At 75.4% G+C, this 15,199-nt stretch carries 13 protein-coding genes; 4 read left to right on the top strand and 9 right to left on the bottom strand.

All coding sequences use genetic code 11. The features are described 5' to 3' along the window. The first annotated feature begins 162 nt into the window (after window positions 1–162). From ACYQ8L_RS13510 to ACYQ8L_RS13525, 4 genes are read left to right on the top strand one after another with little or no spacing between them, the layout of a single operon-like run. Window positions 163–552, top strand: a complete 390-nt coding sequence (locus tag ACYQ8L_RS13510) for an OsmC family protein (RefSeq protein ID WP_459942333.1) — start codon at window positions 163–165, stop codon at window positions 550–552. 46 nt (window positions 553–598) lie between these two features. Continuing rightward, window positions 599–1,792 (top strand): 23S rRNA (uracil(1939)-C(5))-methyltransferase RlmD, encoded by a 1,194-nt coding sequence (gene rlmD / locus ACYQ8L_RS13515; RefSeq protein WP_459942334.1) that lies wholly within the window; start codon window positions 599–601, stop codon window positions 1,790–1,792. After that, window positions 1,789–2,589 (top strand): TatD family hydrolase, encoded by an 801-nt coding sequence (locus ACYQ8L_RS13520; RefSeq protein ID WP_459942335.1) that lies wholly within the window; start codon window positions 1,789–1,791, stop codon window positions 2,587–2,589. Before rlmD ends, ACYQ8L_RS13520 begins: the two co-directional genes overlap by 4 nt. Before the next feature lie 39 nt (window positions 2,590–2,628). Beyond that, window positions 2,629–2,814, top strand: a complete 186-nt coding sequence (locus ACYQ8L_RS13525; RefSeq protein WP_459942336.1) for a hypothetical protein — start codon at window positions 2,629–2,631, stop codon at window positions 2,812–2,814. Window position 2,815: 1 nt separating this feature from the next. Here the strand turns inward: ACYQ8L_RS13525 and ACYQ8L_RS13530 are convergent, their stop codons facing one another. The 9 genes from ACYQ8L_RS13530 to ACYQ8L_RS13570 form a co-directional block, all read right to left on the bottom strand. Next, window positions 2,816–4,024: a DNA polymerase IV gene (locus ACYQ8L_RS13530; protein WP_459942337.1), complete on the bottom strand. Its 1,209-nt coding sequence runs from the start codon at window positions 4,022–4,024 to the stop codon at window positions 2,816–2,818. 338 nt (window positions 4,025–4,362) lie between these two features. Then, window positions 4,363–5,124, bottom strand: coding sequence for an MBL fold metallo-hydrolase (locus tag ACYQ8L_RS13535; protein ID WP_459942338.1), 762 nt, complete (start codon window positions 5,122–5,124; stop codon window positions 4,363–4,365). Between the two features lie 124 nt (window positions 5,125–5,248). Beyond that, window positions 5,249–6,661, bottom strand: coding sequence for a mannose-1-phosphate guanylyltransferase/mannose-6-phosphate isomerase (locus ACYQ8L_RS13540; protein ID WP_459942339.1), 1,413 nt, complete (start codon window positions 6,659–6,661; stop codon window positions 5,249–5,251). A gap of 150 nt (window positions 6,662–6,811) precedes the next feature. After that, window positions 6,812–7,867 carry a chemotaxis-specific protein-glutamate methyltransferase CheB gene (gene cheB / locus ACYQ8L_RS13545; protein ID WP_459942340.1) on the bottom strand — a complete coding sequence of 352 codons (1,056 nt, stop codon included), beginning with the start codon at window positions 7,865–7,867 and terminating at the stop codon, window positions 6,812–6,814. Between the two features lie 97 nt (window positions 7,868–7,964). Beyond that, on the bottom strand, window positions 7,965–8,789 hold the full coding sequence (locus ACYQ8L_RS13550) for a CheR family methyltransferase (protein ID WP_459942341.1): 825 nt from the start codon (window positions 8,787–8,789) through the stop codon (window positions 7,965–7,967). Continuing rightward, window positions 8,786–11,053 (bottom strand): HEAT repeat domain-containing protein, encoded by a 2,268-nt coding sequence (locus ACYQ8L_RS13555; protein ID WP_459942342.1) that lies wholly within the window; start codon window positions 11,051–11,053, stop codon window positions 8,786–8,788. The genes ACYQ8L_RS13550 and ACYQ8L_RS13555 overlap by 4 nt, the downstream gene beginning before the upstream one ends. A 16-nt stretch (window positions 11,054–11,069) precedes the next feature. Next, window positions 11,070–13,439, bottom strand: coding sequence for a methyl-accepting chemotaxis protein (locus ACYQ8L_RS13560; RefSeq protein ID WP_459942343.1), 2,370 nt, complete (start codon window positions 13,437–13,439; stop codon window positions 11,070–11,072). Next, window positions 13,432–14,130, bottom strand: coding sequence for a chemotaxis protein CheW (locus ACYQ8L_RS13565; protein WP_459942344.1), 699 nt, complete (start codon window positions 14,128–14,130; stop codon window positions 13,432–13,434). The genes ACYQ8L_RS13560 and ACYQ8L_RS13565 overlap by 8 nt, the downstream gene beginning before the upstream one ends. 189 nt (window positions 14,131–14,319) lie before the next feature. Beyond that, window positions 14,320–15,126, bottom strand: a complete 807-nt coding sequence (locus tag ACYQ8L_RS13570; RefSeq protein ID WP_459942345.1) for an ExeA family protein — start codon at window positions 15,124–15,126, stop codon at window positions 14,320–14,322. Between the last annotated feature and the right edge of the window lie 73 nt (window positions 15,127–15,199).

Raw genomic sequence — 15,199 nt, forward strand, 5'->3', positions numbered from 1 at the left:
GTATGGTACCCGGCACCGGGTTTCGGGGGCCAGAGGACAGAGGACAGAGGACAGAGGACAGGAGCAGGGCGGCCGCCGGCCCGTGCGCCCTATCGGTTCTCGGCACCCGCGGTGGGACCGGCACCCAACGAAGACCATTCCCCATTCCCCAAGGAGATTTCCATGGCGATCGAGGTACGATTTCCGGGCGGCGTGGCGGTGGACGTGGAGATCAAGGATCACGTGATCCACACGGACCAGCCCGAAAGGGCAGGAGGGGGGAACACGGGCCCCGCGCCCTTCGACCTGTTCCTCGCGTCGATCGCGGCGTGCGCGGGCTATTTTGCCCTGGTGTTTTGTCAGAAGCGCGGTCTTGACACCGAAGGTTTGGGGGTTCGTCTGGAACTGGAACGGGATCCGGAACGCCATCGGGTGTCGAAAATCACGATCCGCGTGCAAACGCCCGATGGGTTCCCCGAGAAGTACCGGAAGGCCATCGCCCGGGCCGTGGACGAGTGCACGGTGAAGCGGCATATCCTGGAACCGCCGGCCTTCGAGACCGTGGTGGAGTAGCCGGCGTCTTGACACCTGGCGGCTGGATTTCGCATCCTCAGGGACCATGATCGCCCAAGACGACGCATCCCCCGACCCTAGTCGCTCCCCCGACTGTCCCCACCCCGAGTGCCCCGGGTGCCCCCTGGGCCGGCTTCCCCTCGAGGAGCAACTGGAGGAGAAGCGCCGGCTCGTGTCCGCCGCCCTGGCCCGGGCCCGCGGAAGGATCGCCCCGGTGGACCCCGTGGTCCCGTCCCCCAACTTCCGGGGTCACCGCGCCGGGGCCAAGCTCGTGTTCGGCCGACGCGGCACCCGGGTGGGCCTGGGCCTTTTCGCCCGGGGATCCCACCGGGTGGTGGACATCCCCCGGTGCCCCGCCCACGCCCGCCCCATCGCCTCGGCCGCCCGGGCCCTCCGGCGGCTGGTGGGGCAAGCGCCGAGCCTCGTGTGGCCCGGCCCCGGCGGCCAGGGGTGGCTCCGGTACGCCGCGTTCCAGGCGAGCCGGTCCGACGGCGGGCTCGTGGTGACCCTCGTGACCCGCACGGCCGAGGGGGAGGGGCCGCTTCGGAGCCTGGCGGCCCGGCTGTGCGAGGCGGAGCCCGCGGTGCGGGGGGTGGCCTGGAACGTGAACCCGAGCCCGGGCAACGCCGTGTTCGGCCCCGAATGGCGGGCCCTCCGGGGCGAGACCCGCATCGCCGAACGGTTTTTGGGGCTCGATCTCCGGGCCTCCCCCGGGTCGTTCCTCCAGGCCAACCGGGAACTGGCCGACGCCGCGTACACCGCCCTCCTCGAATGGCTCGACCCCGGCGCCTCGGACGAACTCCTCGACCTTTACGCCGGCATCGGCGCCACGGCCCTGGCGGCGGCGTCCCGGTGTCGCCGGGTGGTCGGGATCGAGGCGAACCCCCAGGCCGTGGCCGACGCCCGGGAGAACGCAAACCGCCTCGGGATCCCGAACGCCGAGTTCCGCGAGGGGGACGCCGCCGCCGGGGCCTGGGAACTCGTGTCCGAGGGGTTCCGGCCGACGGGCGTGGCCCTGAACCCGGCCCGGAAGGGCGCGGACCCCGGGGTCCTGGAGGCGATCGCCGCCCTCGAGCCCCAGCGGATCGCATACCTCTCGTGCAACCCCGAAACCTTGGCCCGGGACCTCGGGTTCCTCACGGCCCGGGCGCCCTACGCCCTGGTGCGGGTGATCCCCTACGACTTTCTCCCCGGCACCGAGCACGTGGAAACCCTGGCGCTCCTGGAGCGGCGGCGGTGACGATCCGGTTCGTGGATGCCCACTGCCATCTCGACCACCTGGCCGAGGCCCATCCCGACCGGATCGGGTGGCTGCGGGACGAGGGAGCGGCCGTGGTGAGCTGGTCGTTCGCCCACCGGGTGGACTCGGTGGCCGACCTGACCGCCTACTGGGAGGCCCAGGTCGCCGCGGTGGAGCGGGCGGCCCGAGGGGGGCTCCCCTGCGCGCTCCTCGTGGGGGTCCACCCCCGGAACATCCCCGCCGACCTCGCCCCCGAGCGCCTGGCGGACCTCCTGGTGCCGCTCCTCGACCACCCCCTGTGCCGGGGCATCGGGGAGATCGGGCTCGAGACCGGCTCGGTCCGGGAGCGGGAGGTGTTCGAGGCCCAGCTCGCCCTGGCGCCCGAACTGGAGGCCCGCGGCCAGGTGTTCGGGGTCCACACCCCCCGGGGCGACAAGGAGCGGGTGACCCGGGAGATCCTGGCGGTGCTGCGCGCCCATCCGCGGGCCGCCCGGAGGGCCCTGGTGGACCACACCACCCCGGTCACGGCCCCCTGGGCGCTCGACGAGGGCTACCGGGTGGGCATGAGCCTGAGCCCGGTGAAGAGCTCGGCCGACGACCTCGGCCGGCTCCTTCGGAACCGGCCCGAGGCGGCCGAGCGCCTGTGCTGCAGCACCGACTCCGGCACCCGGTTCTTCGACGATCTCTGGCGCCTGGCCCGGGACCCGGGGCTTCCGGCCGAAACGGCCGACAGGGTGCTGCGGGCCAACGCCCTCGCGTGGTTCCGGCCCGAGGCTAAAGTCCCGGACCCGACCTGACGAACCAAGACGGGACGGCCCATCCCACGGAGGGAACCCATGACCCCACGCCGACGCCGGTGGCGGCGCCTCAAGTACAAGGCCCGGGGGCCGCTTCTTTACGCCCTGGTGTTCGTCTGCGCCCTGGGCCTCTTCCTGGCCGCCCTGCGGGCGCTCACCGTCCCGCCCGAGGAACAGCCCCGGGACCCCGCCCCCGCGACCCAGCAGGCCCCGTTCCTCCGGTAGGTCACCCCTTCCCGCCCCGGTCCCGGTCGAGCAGGGCGGCCCGCACGAGGGTCTTGCGGCCGAACCGCTCTTCCACGGCGTCCCGGGCCCGGGCCGCGGCCCGGCGCCGGTCGGGGGCCGGGGCGAACAGCTCGGGCTGCCAGCCGGCCTCGGCCGGCACGAGCCGCCCGGCCTGCACCCCCACGAGCCGCACCCGGCCGCCCCGGGGCCAGGGCACCCGCCCCAGCAGGGCTTCGACCGCCCCGAACAGGTCCTCCCCCAGGTCCGTGGGGGGCTCCAGCGCCGCCGCCCGGGTCACGGTGCGAAACGCCTCGTCCCGGAACTTGAGCGTCACCCCCCGGGCCCGGAGCCCGTGGCGCCGCAGCCGGGCTCCCACCCGGTCGCACAGGTCGAGGAGCGCAAGCCGCACCGTCTCCCGGTCGCCCACGTCCTCCGGAAAGGTCATCTCGGCCCCGAGGGATTTGGGCTCCCCGGGCGGCTCTACCGGCCGGTCGTCGAGCCCCCGGGCGAGCCGCCACAGGTCCTCCCCGGCGCTCCCGAACCGGGCCGCCAGGTCCTCCCGCCGAAGCCGCTGGAGGTCCCCCACGGTGCGCACCCCGATCCGGGCCAGGGCCTCGGCCGTGCGGGGGCCCACGCCCCAGATCCGGGTGACCGGCAGGGGGGCCAGGAACGCCGCCTCCTCCCCGGGGGGCACCACCACGAGCCCGTCGGGTTTGTCCAGGTCGGAGGCGATCTTGGCCAGGAACTTGTTGGGCCCGACCCCCACCGAGGCGGTGAGGCCCAGCTCACGCCGGATCTCGTCCTTCAGGCGCCGGGCCGCGGCGGGCCCGTCCCCCACCAGGCGCTCGCACCCGGTGAGGTCCAAGAACGCCTCGTCGATGCTCAGGGGCTCCACCCGGTCGGTGTACCGCCCGAACACGGCGAACACCTGCCGGGACACCTCCTCGTACCGGCCGAACCGGGGCCGCAGGTACACCCCCTGGGGGCAGCGCTTCCAGGCCTGGGAGATGGGGAGGGCCGAGCGCACCCCGAACCGCCGGGCCTCGTAGGACGCCGCGGCCACCACCCCCCGGCCCCTCCCCCCCTGGGGGTCGGCGCCCACGATCACCGGTTTGCCCCGGAGCTCCGGCCGGTCGAGCACCTCCACCGACGCGTAGAACGCGTCCATGTCCACGTGGAGGATGGTGCGGGGGCGGTTAGGCTCGGGCATGGCGGGGAGAAGAAGAGCCGTGAATGGGGAATCGTGAATCGGGAATGGTTCTCAAGTCCTTCGGCGGCGGGCCCACGCCGGGCCGGCGGCCCCCTGCCTCCCCCTCCCCCCTTCCCCCCTCCCTCCAGGGGAGGGGGGATTGGAACCGCCCGGTCCACCGCCCTCTGCCCCCCTCTCCCCCTCGGGGGGGAGAGGGCCGGGGTGAGGCGGGCGTGCCCTACTTCCCCCTCCCCCCTGCCCCCCTCCCGCCAGGGAAGGGGGGATTCGGACTGCCCGGACCACCGCCCTCTGTCCCCCTCTCCCCCCTCGGGGGGAGAGGGCCGGGGTGAGGGGGGGACTCAGAACCGGTATACCCGGCCCTGTTCGGCCAGGCGCAGGCGGCCCAGGCGGTGGGCGTGGTCCGGCCAGTCGTCGGCATAATGCACCAGGAGGAGCCGCTCGTGCCAGGCCTCGGGCAGGGTCTGGAGCTCGTCCAGGGTGGCGTGGATGTGGGCGCCGTTGGTGACGAACTGGCAGTCGTGGAACACGGCGTCGGCGTCGGCGCCGAAGGCGTCGAGGGTCTTGGGGTGGAACCGGGTGTCGCAGGTCAGGAGCACCCGGCCGCCGGTGGCCCGGTCCTCGAGCCGGAAGCCCCAGCTCGGGCGCCCGGGGACGTGGGGGGTGGGGAACGGGGTCACCCGCACGCTCCCGAGGTCGAAGGCCCCGCCCCCGGCGAGGGCCGTCACCTCGAAATAGGTCTCCAACCGGGCCTCGAAAAACCCCTCGGCGCCCCGGAGCCGCTGGCCCATGCCCGCCTCCAGGGCGTGGGGCCAGAGCCACGGCAGGAGGTTTTCGGGCACGTAGAGCCGCGGCCTGAGGCCCCAGCCGAAGTACCCCGCAAACCCCAGCTCCTCGAGCCCGCCGATGTGGTCGGCGTGGAGGTGGCTCACGAGCACCCGGGGCACGGCCCGGAGTTCCAGGCCCAGGGCGCGCAGGGCCCGGGAGGCCGTGTGGCCGCAGTCCACGAGGAACGGCTCGCCGTCGGCCGGCCGCACGAGGAAGTTCGTCTGGTACAGGGTCTTGGCGAACGCGTCGCCCACCCCCAGGGGCACGATCTCCATGGCGCTCCCGGTGTGCCGGTGCCCGGGCGCCCCTCCGGGGGCGCCCGCCGTTTCGCGTACCCATCGGCCGGGGCGCGAAAAGACTTGAGGGGCGGGAGGTCGGCGCCCCTCGGCCGCGCAGTCCCTACCCCCCGGTCCGGCCGTAGTCGTCCTGGAGCCGGACGATGTCGTCCTCGCCCAGGTAGTCGCCGGTCTGGACCTCGATGATCTCGAGGAGATCGGGGCCGGGGTTCTCGAGCCGGTGCCGCTCCTCCCGGGGGATGTGCACGGTCTGGCCCACCCCCAGGTCCAGGACCTCGTCGCCCCGGGTCACCCGGGCCGTGCCCCGCACCACCACCCACTGCTCGGCCCGGTGGCGGTGCAGCTGCAGGCTCAGCCTCTCCCCGGGGTACACGGCGATCCGCTTCACCTTGAACCCCGGCCCCTCCTCCAGGGTGGTGAACGTGCCCCAGGGCCGGTGCACGGTGCGGTGGAACACGGCCTCGTCCCGGCCCCGGCGGCCGAGCTCCTCGGCCACCTTGCGCACATCCTGGCTTCGGTCGCGGCGGCACACCAGCAGGGCGTCGGGGGTGTCCACCACCACGGCGTCCTCCACCCCCACCAGGGCCACCACCTTGTCGCCGGCCCACACCAGGTTCCCGGTGCTGTCCTCCAGGAGCGCGGTGCCCCCCACCCGCACGGCGTTTCGGCCGGCGTCGTGCTCGGAGATCTCGTGGAGCGCGGCGAAGCTCCCGAGGTCCGACCACCCGGGATCCACGGGCAGCACGGCCACCCGGTCCGAGCGCTCCATCACCGCGTAGTCGATGGAGATCTTGGGGATCGCGGCGTAGGCGGCCTCGGGGATCTCCCCGCCCGAGCGCACGGCGTCGGCCAGTCCCCGGACCCCGGCCGCCACGTGGGGGGCGTGGCGGTCGAGCTCCTCGAGGATCGTGCCGGCCCGGAACGCGAACATCCCCGAGTTCCAGGAGTACCCCCCCTCGGCCAGGTACCGCTCGGCCGTGGCCCGGTCGGGCTTCTCCACGAACCGGGCCACCTTGCGGAACCCCTCGAACCCCTCCAGGGGCTCCCCGGCCTGGATGTACCCGTACCCGGTCTCGGGCCGGTCCGGGGTGATCCCGAAGGTCACGAGATACCCGGCCTCCGCCACCTCGGCGCCCCGGGCCAAGGCCTCCCGGAACGCGGCCGCGTCGCGGATGGCGTGGTCGGAGGGGAGCACCAGGAGCACCTCGTCGGCCGGGGCGGCCAGGGCCGCCAGGCCCACGGCCGGGGCGGTGTTTCGGCCCACGGGCTCGAGGATCATCCGGCCCCCGGGGTCGATCCCGAGGTCCCGGAGCTGGCGGGCCACCAGGTGGGCCACGTCCCGGGTCGCCACGACGCACAGGTTCTCCCCCACCAGGGGCCGCACCCGCTCCACGGTCTCCTGGAGGAGGCTCCGCTCGCCCGTGAGGGCCAGGAACTGCTTGGGGAACGCCTGGCGGGAAAGCGGCCACAACCGGGTGCCGCTGCCGCCGGCCAGGATCGCGGCACGCATGGCCATCTCCTTTCCTTTGCACGCTGGAAGCTGGAACGCTGGAAGGCTGGGAGGCTTCACCCCCCCTGGGAAACCGGCGGCGTCCGCACGTGCGCCGCACCCCTGGGGAGTAGTGCCCGCCGCAACCTAGGTCATCTCGGGGCTTGGCAACGGGGGTCAGGCCCGGCCGATCTCCTCCAGGATGAGGTCGGCCATGGCCTCCAGGGGGGCCACCCGGTCCACGAGACCCGCCTCGGCCACCGCCCGGGGCATGCCGTAGACCACGCAGGAGGCCTCGGCCTCGGCCAGGATCCGGCCGCCCCGCTCCTTCACGACCCGGGCGCCCTCGGTGCCGTCGTCGCCCATGCCCGTGAGCACCACCCCGAGCACCCCCTCGCCGAACACCTCGGCCGCCGACCGGAACAGCTCGTTCACCGAGGGCCGGTGGAGCCCCTGGGCCGGCTGGGGGTCGAGCCGGGCCCACACCCGGTCGCCCTCCCGCCGGAACTTGAGATGGATGCCGGCCGGGGCGATGAGGATCGTGCCCGGCTCCACCGGGGTGCCGTCGGTGGCCTCCACCACCGCGAGCGGGCACACGGCGTCCAGGTGCTCGGCGAAGAGCCCCGTGAACCCCACGGGCATGTGGACGACCACCGCGACGGGCACCGGGAGCCCCTCGGGCAGTTGGGGCAAGAGGAACCGGAGGGCCTGGGGTCCGCCGGTGCTCGCCCCGATCGCCAGGAGCCGGTACCGGTTCGCGGCCGGGGCCGGCACCGCCGCGGGCGCCGGGGCGGGCGCCTCGGGGGGCGACGGGGCCAGGCGCTCGGGCGCGGCGGCCGCGGCCGCCTTCACCTGGTGCACGAGCTGGGCCTCGATCTCGTAGATCGTGTCGAGGGCGAGCGCCGTGGGCTTCTGGACCAGGGCCACGGCCCCGGCCTCCAGGGCGGCGATGGCCTTCTGGCCGCTTTCGCTCGCGATCGAGCACACCACCACCGGCACCCAGGTCCCCTCGGCCCGCAGGGCCTGGAGCACCCCGATCCCGTCCAGGTTCGGCATGATGAGGTCCAGGGTCACCACGTCGGGCGCCAGGGCCTTGATCTTCTCCAGGGCGTCGAGCCCGTCCCGGGCCGTGCCCACCACCTCGATCGCCGGGTCGGAGCTGAGCATCCGGGTCACCGACTGCCGGACGAAGGCCGAGTCGTCCACCACCAGCACGCGGATCTTTCTGTCCATGTCGGCTCCGTGGGGGGTCGTGAATCGTGAATCGTGAATCGTGAATCGTGAATGGAACTTATGACCTACGCTTCGGGCGGCCCCGCCGCCTAGCCGCCTAGCCGTCCCTCACGTAAAAGAACCAGCCCCCGACTTCCTCCACCCGGAACGGGGTGTCGAACCGGGGCAGGCTCTCCGTGAGCCCCAGGAGCAGCACGCCCCCGGGCCTGAGGGCCCGGTGGAGGGTGGCCACGAGCTTCCGGGTCGTCTCGTCCGAGAAATAAATGAGCAGGTTCCGGCACAGGATCGCGTCCCAGCGGCCCTCGGCCGCGGCCTCCCCCGGATCGAGGGCGTTGGCCCAGAAGAACCAGACCCGGCCCCGGGGCGGGTCCTTGAGCCGCCATCCCTCCCCCGTCCGCTCGAACCACCGGTCCCGCCGCTCGGCCGGGGTCGTCCGCAGGGCCCCGTCGGTGTACACGGCCCGCTCGGCCGCGGCCAGGGCCCCCCGGTCGATGTCGGAGGCCCAGATCTCCAGCCGGTCGGCCACGCCCCGCTCCTCGGCCAGGATGGCCAGGGTGTAGGGCTCGGCGCCGGTGGAGCAGGCGGCCGACCAGACCCGCGCCGTCCCCACCCTCCGGGGGAGCCAGTGGTCGAGCAGCGCCTCCAGGGGCCCGGCCTCCCGGAAGAAGTACGTCTCGTTGACCGTGAGTTCCTCCACGGCCCGCTGGAGCTCCTCGCGGCCGTCGGGGTCGTATTTGAGGTGGTAGTAGTAGTCCAGGAACCCCGGCAGCCCCAGGGCGGCCACCCGGCGGCCCAGGCGTTCGGCCACGAACTCCTTGCGGGGCGCGTCGAACCGGATGCCCGCGTAGTCCTCCACCAGGCCCGTCAGGAGCCCGAACACCCGGTCGTCGAGCCGAAACGGGCCGGCCGGCGCCAGGGTCATGCGGCCTCCCCCAGGGCCTGGATGCACGCGGCCCGCAGGAGCGGATCCACCGCCCGGTCCCGCAGGGCCGCGATCCGGTCGCGCACCCCCTCGATGCCGGACCGGGCCAGCCCGGTCACGGCGGCGGCCGCCACGGCCGGGTCGGGGTCGGCCAGGGCGTCCACCAGGCGCTCGGCGGCCGCCCGGGTGCGGGCCTCGGCCAGGGCCTCGGCCGCCGCCCGCCGCCGGGTCGCGTCGGGCTCGGCCAGGAGCGCGGCCACGGCGTCCGGGTGGTTCCGGGCCAGCTCGGCCAGGGCCGCCTTCGCCTCGGCGCGGTCGCTCGGCACGGCCGCCCGCTCGGCCAGGACCGCGGCGGCCGCCACCGACCCCGTGGCCCCCAGGGCCTCTAGGGCCGAGCGCCGCAGGTCCTCGGCGAACCGCAGGCGCTCCGCCAGGGCCGGCACGGCCTCGGCCCACCCGGCCAGGCTCGCGGCCGCGGCGGCCCGCACCGGGGCCTCGGGCCGGTCGAGGCCCCGCAGCAGGGCCTCGAGGCTCGCGGCCGTGCGGGTGCGGCCCATGGCCCGGGCGGCCGCGGCCGCGGCCTCGGGCTCCGGGTCGTTCATGCCCGCCACCAGGGCGGCCGTCTGGGCCGAGTGGGTCGCCCCGGCGAGCGCCCCGTAGGCCTCGATCCGCACGGGCGGGAGGGGGTCGTTCGCCAGCTCCCGGGCCACCTCCCGCAGGGCCTCCGACCGACGGTGCCGCAGGCTCCGCAGGACGTCGAGCCGCACCCAGGGATCGGGGTCGGCCGCGAGTTCCAGGAGCACCGCCTCGGCCCCCGGGTCGGCCACGTCCCGCAGGGCCCGGACGGCCGCCCGGCGCTCGGCGGCCCGGTCGGTGCGGAGCACCGCCCTCAGACGCTCCAGCACTCCGGGGAGTTCCAGGTACGGGAGGGCCTCGATGGCGGCGAGCCGCACCCGGGGTTCGGGGTCGTCGAGGCACGCCGCCACCCGGCCGGCGGTCTCGGCGAACCCGAAGTACCCCAGGATCCGCACGGCCGCCTCCCGCCGGGCCGGGTCGGGGCTGTCCAGGAGTTCGGGCACGAGTTCCAGGGCCCGGTCCCCCCCCAGGGAGTTCACGGCAGCCACCAGGGCCAGGCGCACCTCGGGCTCGGGCTCGCCCAGGCGCTCCACGAGGTCGGTCACGACCCCGGGGTTCCCGAGGCCGGCCAGGGTCTCGGCCGCCAGGAGCCGCACGGTCCGGTCGGGGTGGTTGAGGCACGGGACCACGGCCCCGGCGTGCTCGGCCCGGCCCAGCACCCGCAGGGCCCGGAGGCACGCGGCCACGGTGTCGGGGTCGGGGTCGGCCAGGCGCTCCACCAGGAGCCCGGCCGGGTCGCCCCCCCCGGTCTGCAGGGCCCCCACGGCCGGGTCCCGGAGCGCCGGGTCGGAGAGGAACCCGGCCAGCACGCGGCCGCCCTCGATCCCTGGGAGCCACGCCAGCACCCGGCACACGGCCTCGGGGGCCCGCCGGGCCGCCCCGGGGGCCACGGCCGCAAACCGCCGGGCCGCCCCGGGCCGGGCCTCGAAGGCCGCGGCGATGCGGCGGCGAAGCCCGGGCCCCAGCCGCCCCTCCAGGGCGGCCAGGGTCTCGGCCACCCGGGCGGCCAGCCCCGGGTCGGCCTCCTCCAGGAGCCCCACCAGGGGCTCCACCGACCGGGCCCGGCCCACGGCCGCCAGGGTTTCCACCGCAGCCAGGCGCACCTCGGGCCGGGCGAGGCACTCGAGCACCGGCTCCTCGGCCAGGGGGTTCCCCAGGCTCTTGAGGCCCCCCAGGGCCGGGATCATCTCGAAGGGGTCGCCGCTGTGCACCCCCCGCACCAGGGGCCACAGGGACTCGGGCCGGCCCTGGAGGCCCAGGGCCTCCAGGGCGGCGAACCGCACGTTGGGGTCGGGGTCGCGGGCGAGCCGGGTCAGGATGCCGAAGGCCTCCTCGGTGGGCACGTGCCCCAGGAGCTGGGCCGCGTAGATCCGCACCTCCGGCGCCGGGTCCCCGGCCAGGCCCTCCAGGGCCTCGTCGGGCCCGTACCCCGCGGCCGAGAGCACCTGCACGGCCGCGGCCGGGAGGTGGGGGTCGTCCCCGGCGCGCCGGAGGCGCAGGAGCAGCTCGGCCCACACCTCGGGGCGGTTCTCCCGGAGCAGGGCCTCGGCCGCGGCCTTGCGCACCCGCCAGTCGGGGCTCGAAAGGTCCTCGAGCCGCGCCTCGATCCCGCCCGGTTCCCGGCTCACGACGCCCTCCTCGGTTTCATTCCCCCCCCGTCTCCGGGGGACGCACGGCCTCCTCCAGCCGGGCCACGGTCTCGGCCTGGTCCCGGAACAGGCGCCCCAGCTCCTGGATGCCCTGGCGCAGGCCCCGCACGGCCGTGGCCAGCTCCTCGGCCGTGCGGGTCTGGTCCTCCACGGCCCGGGCCTGCATCTCGGCCGTGTCGGCCAGCCGGTCGGCCTCGCCGGCCACGGCCTCCACGGTCTTCACCTGCTCGGCCGTGGCCCGGGCGGTCTGGGCCGCGAGCCGGCGCATCTCGGCCACGGCCTTGGCCACCTGGTCGGCCGCGGTGGCCTGGGCCTCCAGCCCCGCCCCCACCCGAGCCGCCAGGGCCGTGAGGGCCTCGGCCTCGGCCCCGACCCGCTCGCCGGTCTCGGCCGCGTCGCGGCCCACCCGCTCCACGGTGCGGGCCTGGCGCTGCATGTCGCCCACGGCCTCGGCGATCTGGTCGGCCGCGGCCGTGAGTTCCCGGACGGCCTGGGCCACCTTCTCCACCAGGGCCGAGGTTTCGGCCGAGGCTCCCTTCACCTTCTCGGCCACGGCCGACTGGGTCTTCAGGCTCTGGACGGTGGAGGCCACGGCCCGGCGCATGTTGGCCGCCGCCTCGGTCACCTGCCGGGCCGCGGCCGTCTGCTCGGCCACGGCCTTTCGCACCCGGGCCGCGGCCTCGCCCGTGGTGCGGGCCGCGACCACGATGGACTGGGCCGCCCGGCTCTGGTCGGCCGCGGCGCTCTTCACCTCGCCGGCCATGCGGCGCAGCCCCTCCATCTCGGCGGCCGCCTCGGCCACCGTCTGGGTCTGGGCCCGGGCCCCCTTTACGAGTTCCTCGCCCTTGGCCCGCACGGCCCGGACCTGTCCGATGAGGTCCCGGGTGGCCCGGAGCTGCTCCCCGGCCCCCTGGCGCACCATCCCGACCCGCCGGGCCAGGGACTCCACCCCCTCCACGATCCGGCCCAGGCTCGCCCGGGCCTCCCCGGCGCCCGACGCCCCCTCGCGGGCCGTGCGGGCGGCCTCGTCCATCACGGCCACGGCGTCGCGCACGCTCTGCTGGAGGGCCTTGATGATGCCCCGGATCTCGGCCGTGGCCTGGGCCGAACGGTCGGCCAGGTTCCGGATCTCCTCGGCCACCACGGCGAACCCCCGGCCGTGCTCCCCGGCCCGGGCCGCCTCGATGCTGGCGTTCAGAGAAAGGAGGTTCGTGCGCTCGGCCAGGAGCGAGATCGTGCCCACGATCTCGCCCATCTCGTCGCCCTGGCGCTCCACCTGGCGCACCACCTCGGCCGACCGGCCCATGGCCGCCTCCACGGCCCCCAGGGCGTCCAGGGCCCCGGCCACGCGCTCCCCGCCCCGGCGGGCCTCGGCCACGGCGGCGTCGGCCTCGCGGCCGGCCGCGTCCAGGACCTCGTCGGTGCGCTGGACCGAGCGCTCGAGTTCCTCGGCGGCCGAGGCCGCCTGCTCCATGAGGCTCCCCACCTCGGCGGCCGCCTGGGCCGTCTGCTCCACGAACCGGGAGGCGCCGGCCACCCGGTCGGCGGCCGTGTCCACCGACCGGGCCATGGCCTCCACCGTGCGGGCCACCTCCTCGGCCGAGGCCGCCATCTCGTTGGCCGCTGACCCCGCCTCGGCCACCTGCCGGGTCATCTCCTCCGACATCTCGTCGGTGGATTCCAGGGAGCGGGTCATCTCCTCCATGGCGGCCGAGGTCTGCTCCACCCCGGCACCCACGTCGTCCGCGTCCCGGGCGAGGGCCCGCACCCCCTCGGCGAACTGGGCCACGGCCTCTCCGGTGTCCCGGGCCGAGGCCCGCATCCGCTCGGCGTCGGCCGCCACCGACTTGGCGGCCCGGGCCACCTCCTCGATGGCGGCCCCGGTCTCGTTCACGCTCGAGGCGTTGGTCTCGGCGGCCCGGGCCATGTCGGCCGCCATGGCCCGGACCACCCGGGCGGCCTCGCCGAACCGGGCCGCGGCGGCCTTGAGCTCCCGGCCCTCGGCCGCGAGGCTCTCGATGCCCCGGGCCATCTCCTCCACGGCCGACCCGGTCTCCTCCACGTTGGAGGCGAGCTCGTTGGTGTCGCTCGCCACCGTGGCCAGGGACTCGCGCATCTCGGTCATGGAGGCCTGGATCTCGGCCGCCGAGGACGCCAGGGACTCGGCCGCGTCGGCCAGGCGCTTCGTGGTGCGGGCGAACTCCTCCGCGGCGGCCCCGCTCTCGTCCACCCCGGTGGTCACGGCCTCGGCCTGGGCCATGGCCTCCTGGAACGCGGCCGCCAGCTCGTTGGCCGCCGAGAGGAGCTGGTCGGCCTGGGACGCCTTCGCCGGGGCGTTTTTCCCCTTGGGGGTTCGTTCAGCCATGGGTTCCTCCTTCCTCGGCCGGGGCCGCGGGCCTACCGCCCCGGTCGGCCAGGGCCAGAAGTTCGGTCAGGTCCAGGAGGAGGAGGGCCTCCTCCCCCCGGCGCACGATGCCCACCAGATAGTCCCCCGCGAGGCCGTGGATCATGTCGGGCGGGGGCACGACCTCCTCGGGCCGGAGCCGCACCACCCGCCGGGCCTCGTCCACCACGAGCCCCACCCGCCGGCCGCCCACCCGAAGCACCAGGAGCCGGGTGGCGAGATCCCACTCCCGGGGCGGGAGCCCGAACAGCCGCCGGAAGTCCACGGCCGGCACGGGTTCCCCCCGCACCGTGGCCACCCCGAGCACGTAGGGCGGGGTGCGGGGCACCCGGGTGACGTGCTCGGCCATCTCGACCCGGTCCACGTCGGCGAGCCGCAAGGCGTAGCGGTTCTCCCCCACCCGGAACACCAGGGCCTCGAAGGGCTCGCCCCCGGTGGACCGCGCCCCCGGGGCGGGCTCCGCCGCCGGGGGAGGCTCGGACGGCCCCCCGCCGCCGCCCTGGGGCTTCGCGGGCGCTTCCGCCGGAGGCCCCGGCTCGGCCCCCGCCTCGGGCGGTTTCGGCCCCGCCCCCTTGCCGGCCCTCGTCCCGGGCTTTTCCGTCCCCGTGGAGCCCGGGGCCTTCTTCTTTCGGATCTCGCCGATCTTCGCCATGGCGTACCTTTGGACGTGCGCGGGATGGGCAAAGGCCGTGAAATCGTAAATCGTGAATCGGGAATGGTATCGGGGGAGTTCCCCGCCTGTCACCCCGACGCCTCAGGGGTCGGGACGGTTCACTTCCCCTTCTCCCTGTTCTCCGTGCCTCCGTGTCCTCCGTGGTGAAACCCCGCTTCCCGGCCGGCCTCAGCGGAACAGGAGGCTCGCCGCCCCCTCCTCCACGTGCTCGGCCGTGATCCGGTCGGCCCCCCGGCCGAAGGCCTCGAGGAGCGCCGCCTCGGCTACGGCGTTGATCCGGCGCGGCAGCCCGCCGCTCCACCGGTGCACGGCCTCCACCGCGTCGGGGCCGAACAGGGGCTCCTCCCGGCCGGCCACCCGGAGCCGGTGGGCCAGGTACCGGCCGGTCTCCTCCGGGCCCAGGGGCTCCAGCCGGCAGTGGAGCCCGATGCGCTGGGCCACGGCCCGGTAGGGCTTTCGCCGGAGCCGGGCCTCCAGCTCGGGCTGGCCCACGAGCACGAGCCCCAGGAGGTTCTCCGTGTCGGTCTGGAAGTTCGTCAGGAGCCGGATCTCCTCCAGGGCCTCCCGGCCGGGAAGGAGCTGGGCCTCGTCCACGATGACCACGGGCCGCACCCCCTCGTCCCACAGGGCCTCGAGCCGGGCGTAGATGGCCTCGAGGCAGGCCCGGCGGCTCCGGGGCGGGCGCTCCACCCCGAGCTCCCCGGCCACGGCCGCGAGGAGCTGGGCCGGGCTGAGGCGCGGATGCACGATCCAGCCCAAACGGAACGCCCCGGCCTCCAGCCGGTCGGCCAGGGCCCGGGTGAGCAGGGTCTTCCCCGTGCCCACGTCCCCGGTGAGGAGCGCCAGGTCCCCCTGTTCGGCGCAGTAGGCGAGCCGCTCCAGGGCCTCGGCGTGTACCTCGCTCGGGTAGAGGTACGCCGGGTCGGGGGTCCGGCGAAACGGCCGGTCGTTGAGGCCGAAATGCTCTTCGTACATGGGCTAGGGGCCGTGAGTCGTCGGTCGTAAATCGTAAATCGTGAATCGTGAATGGTTTCGGGGCCTTCGGCCT

Source organism: Deferrisoma palaeochoriense (assembly GCF_054656955.1).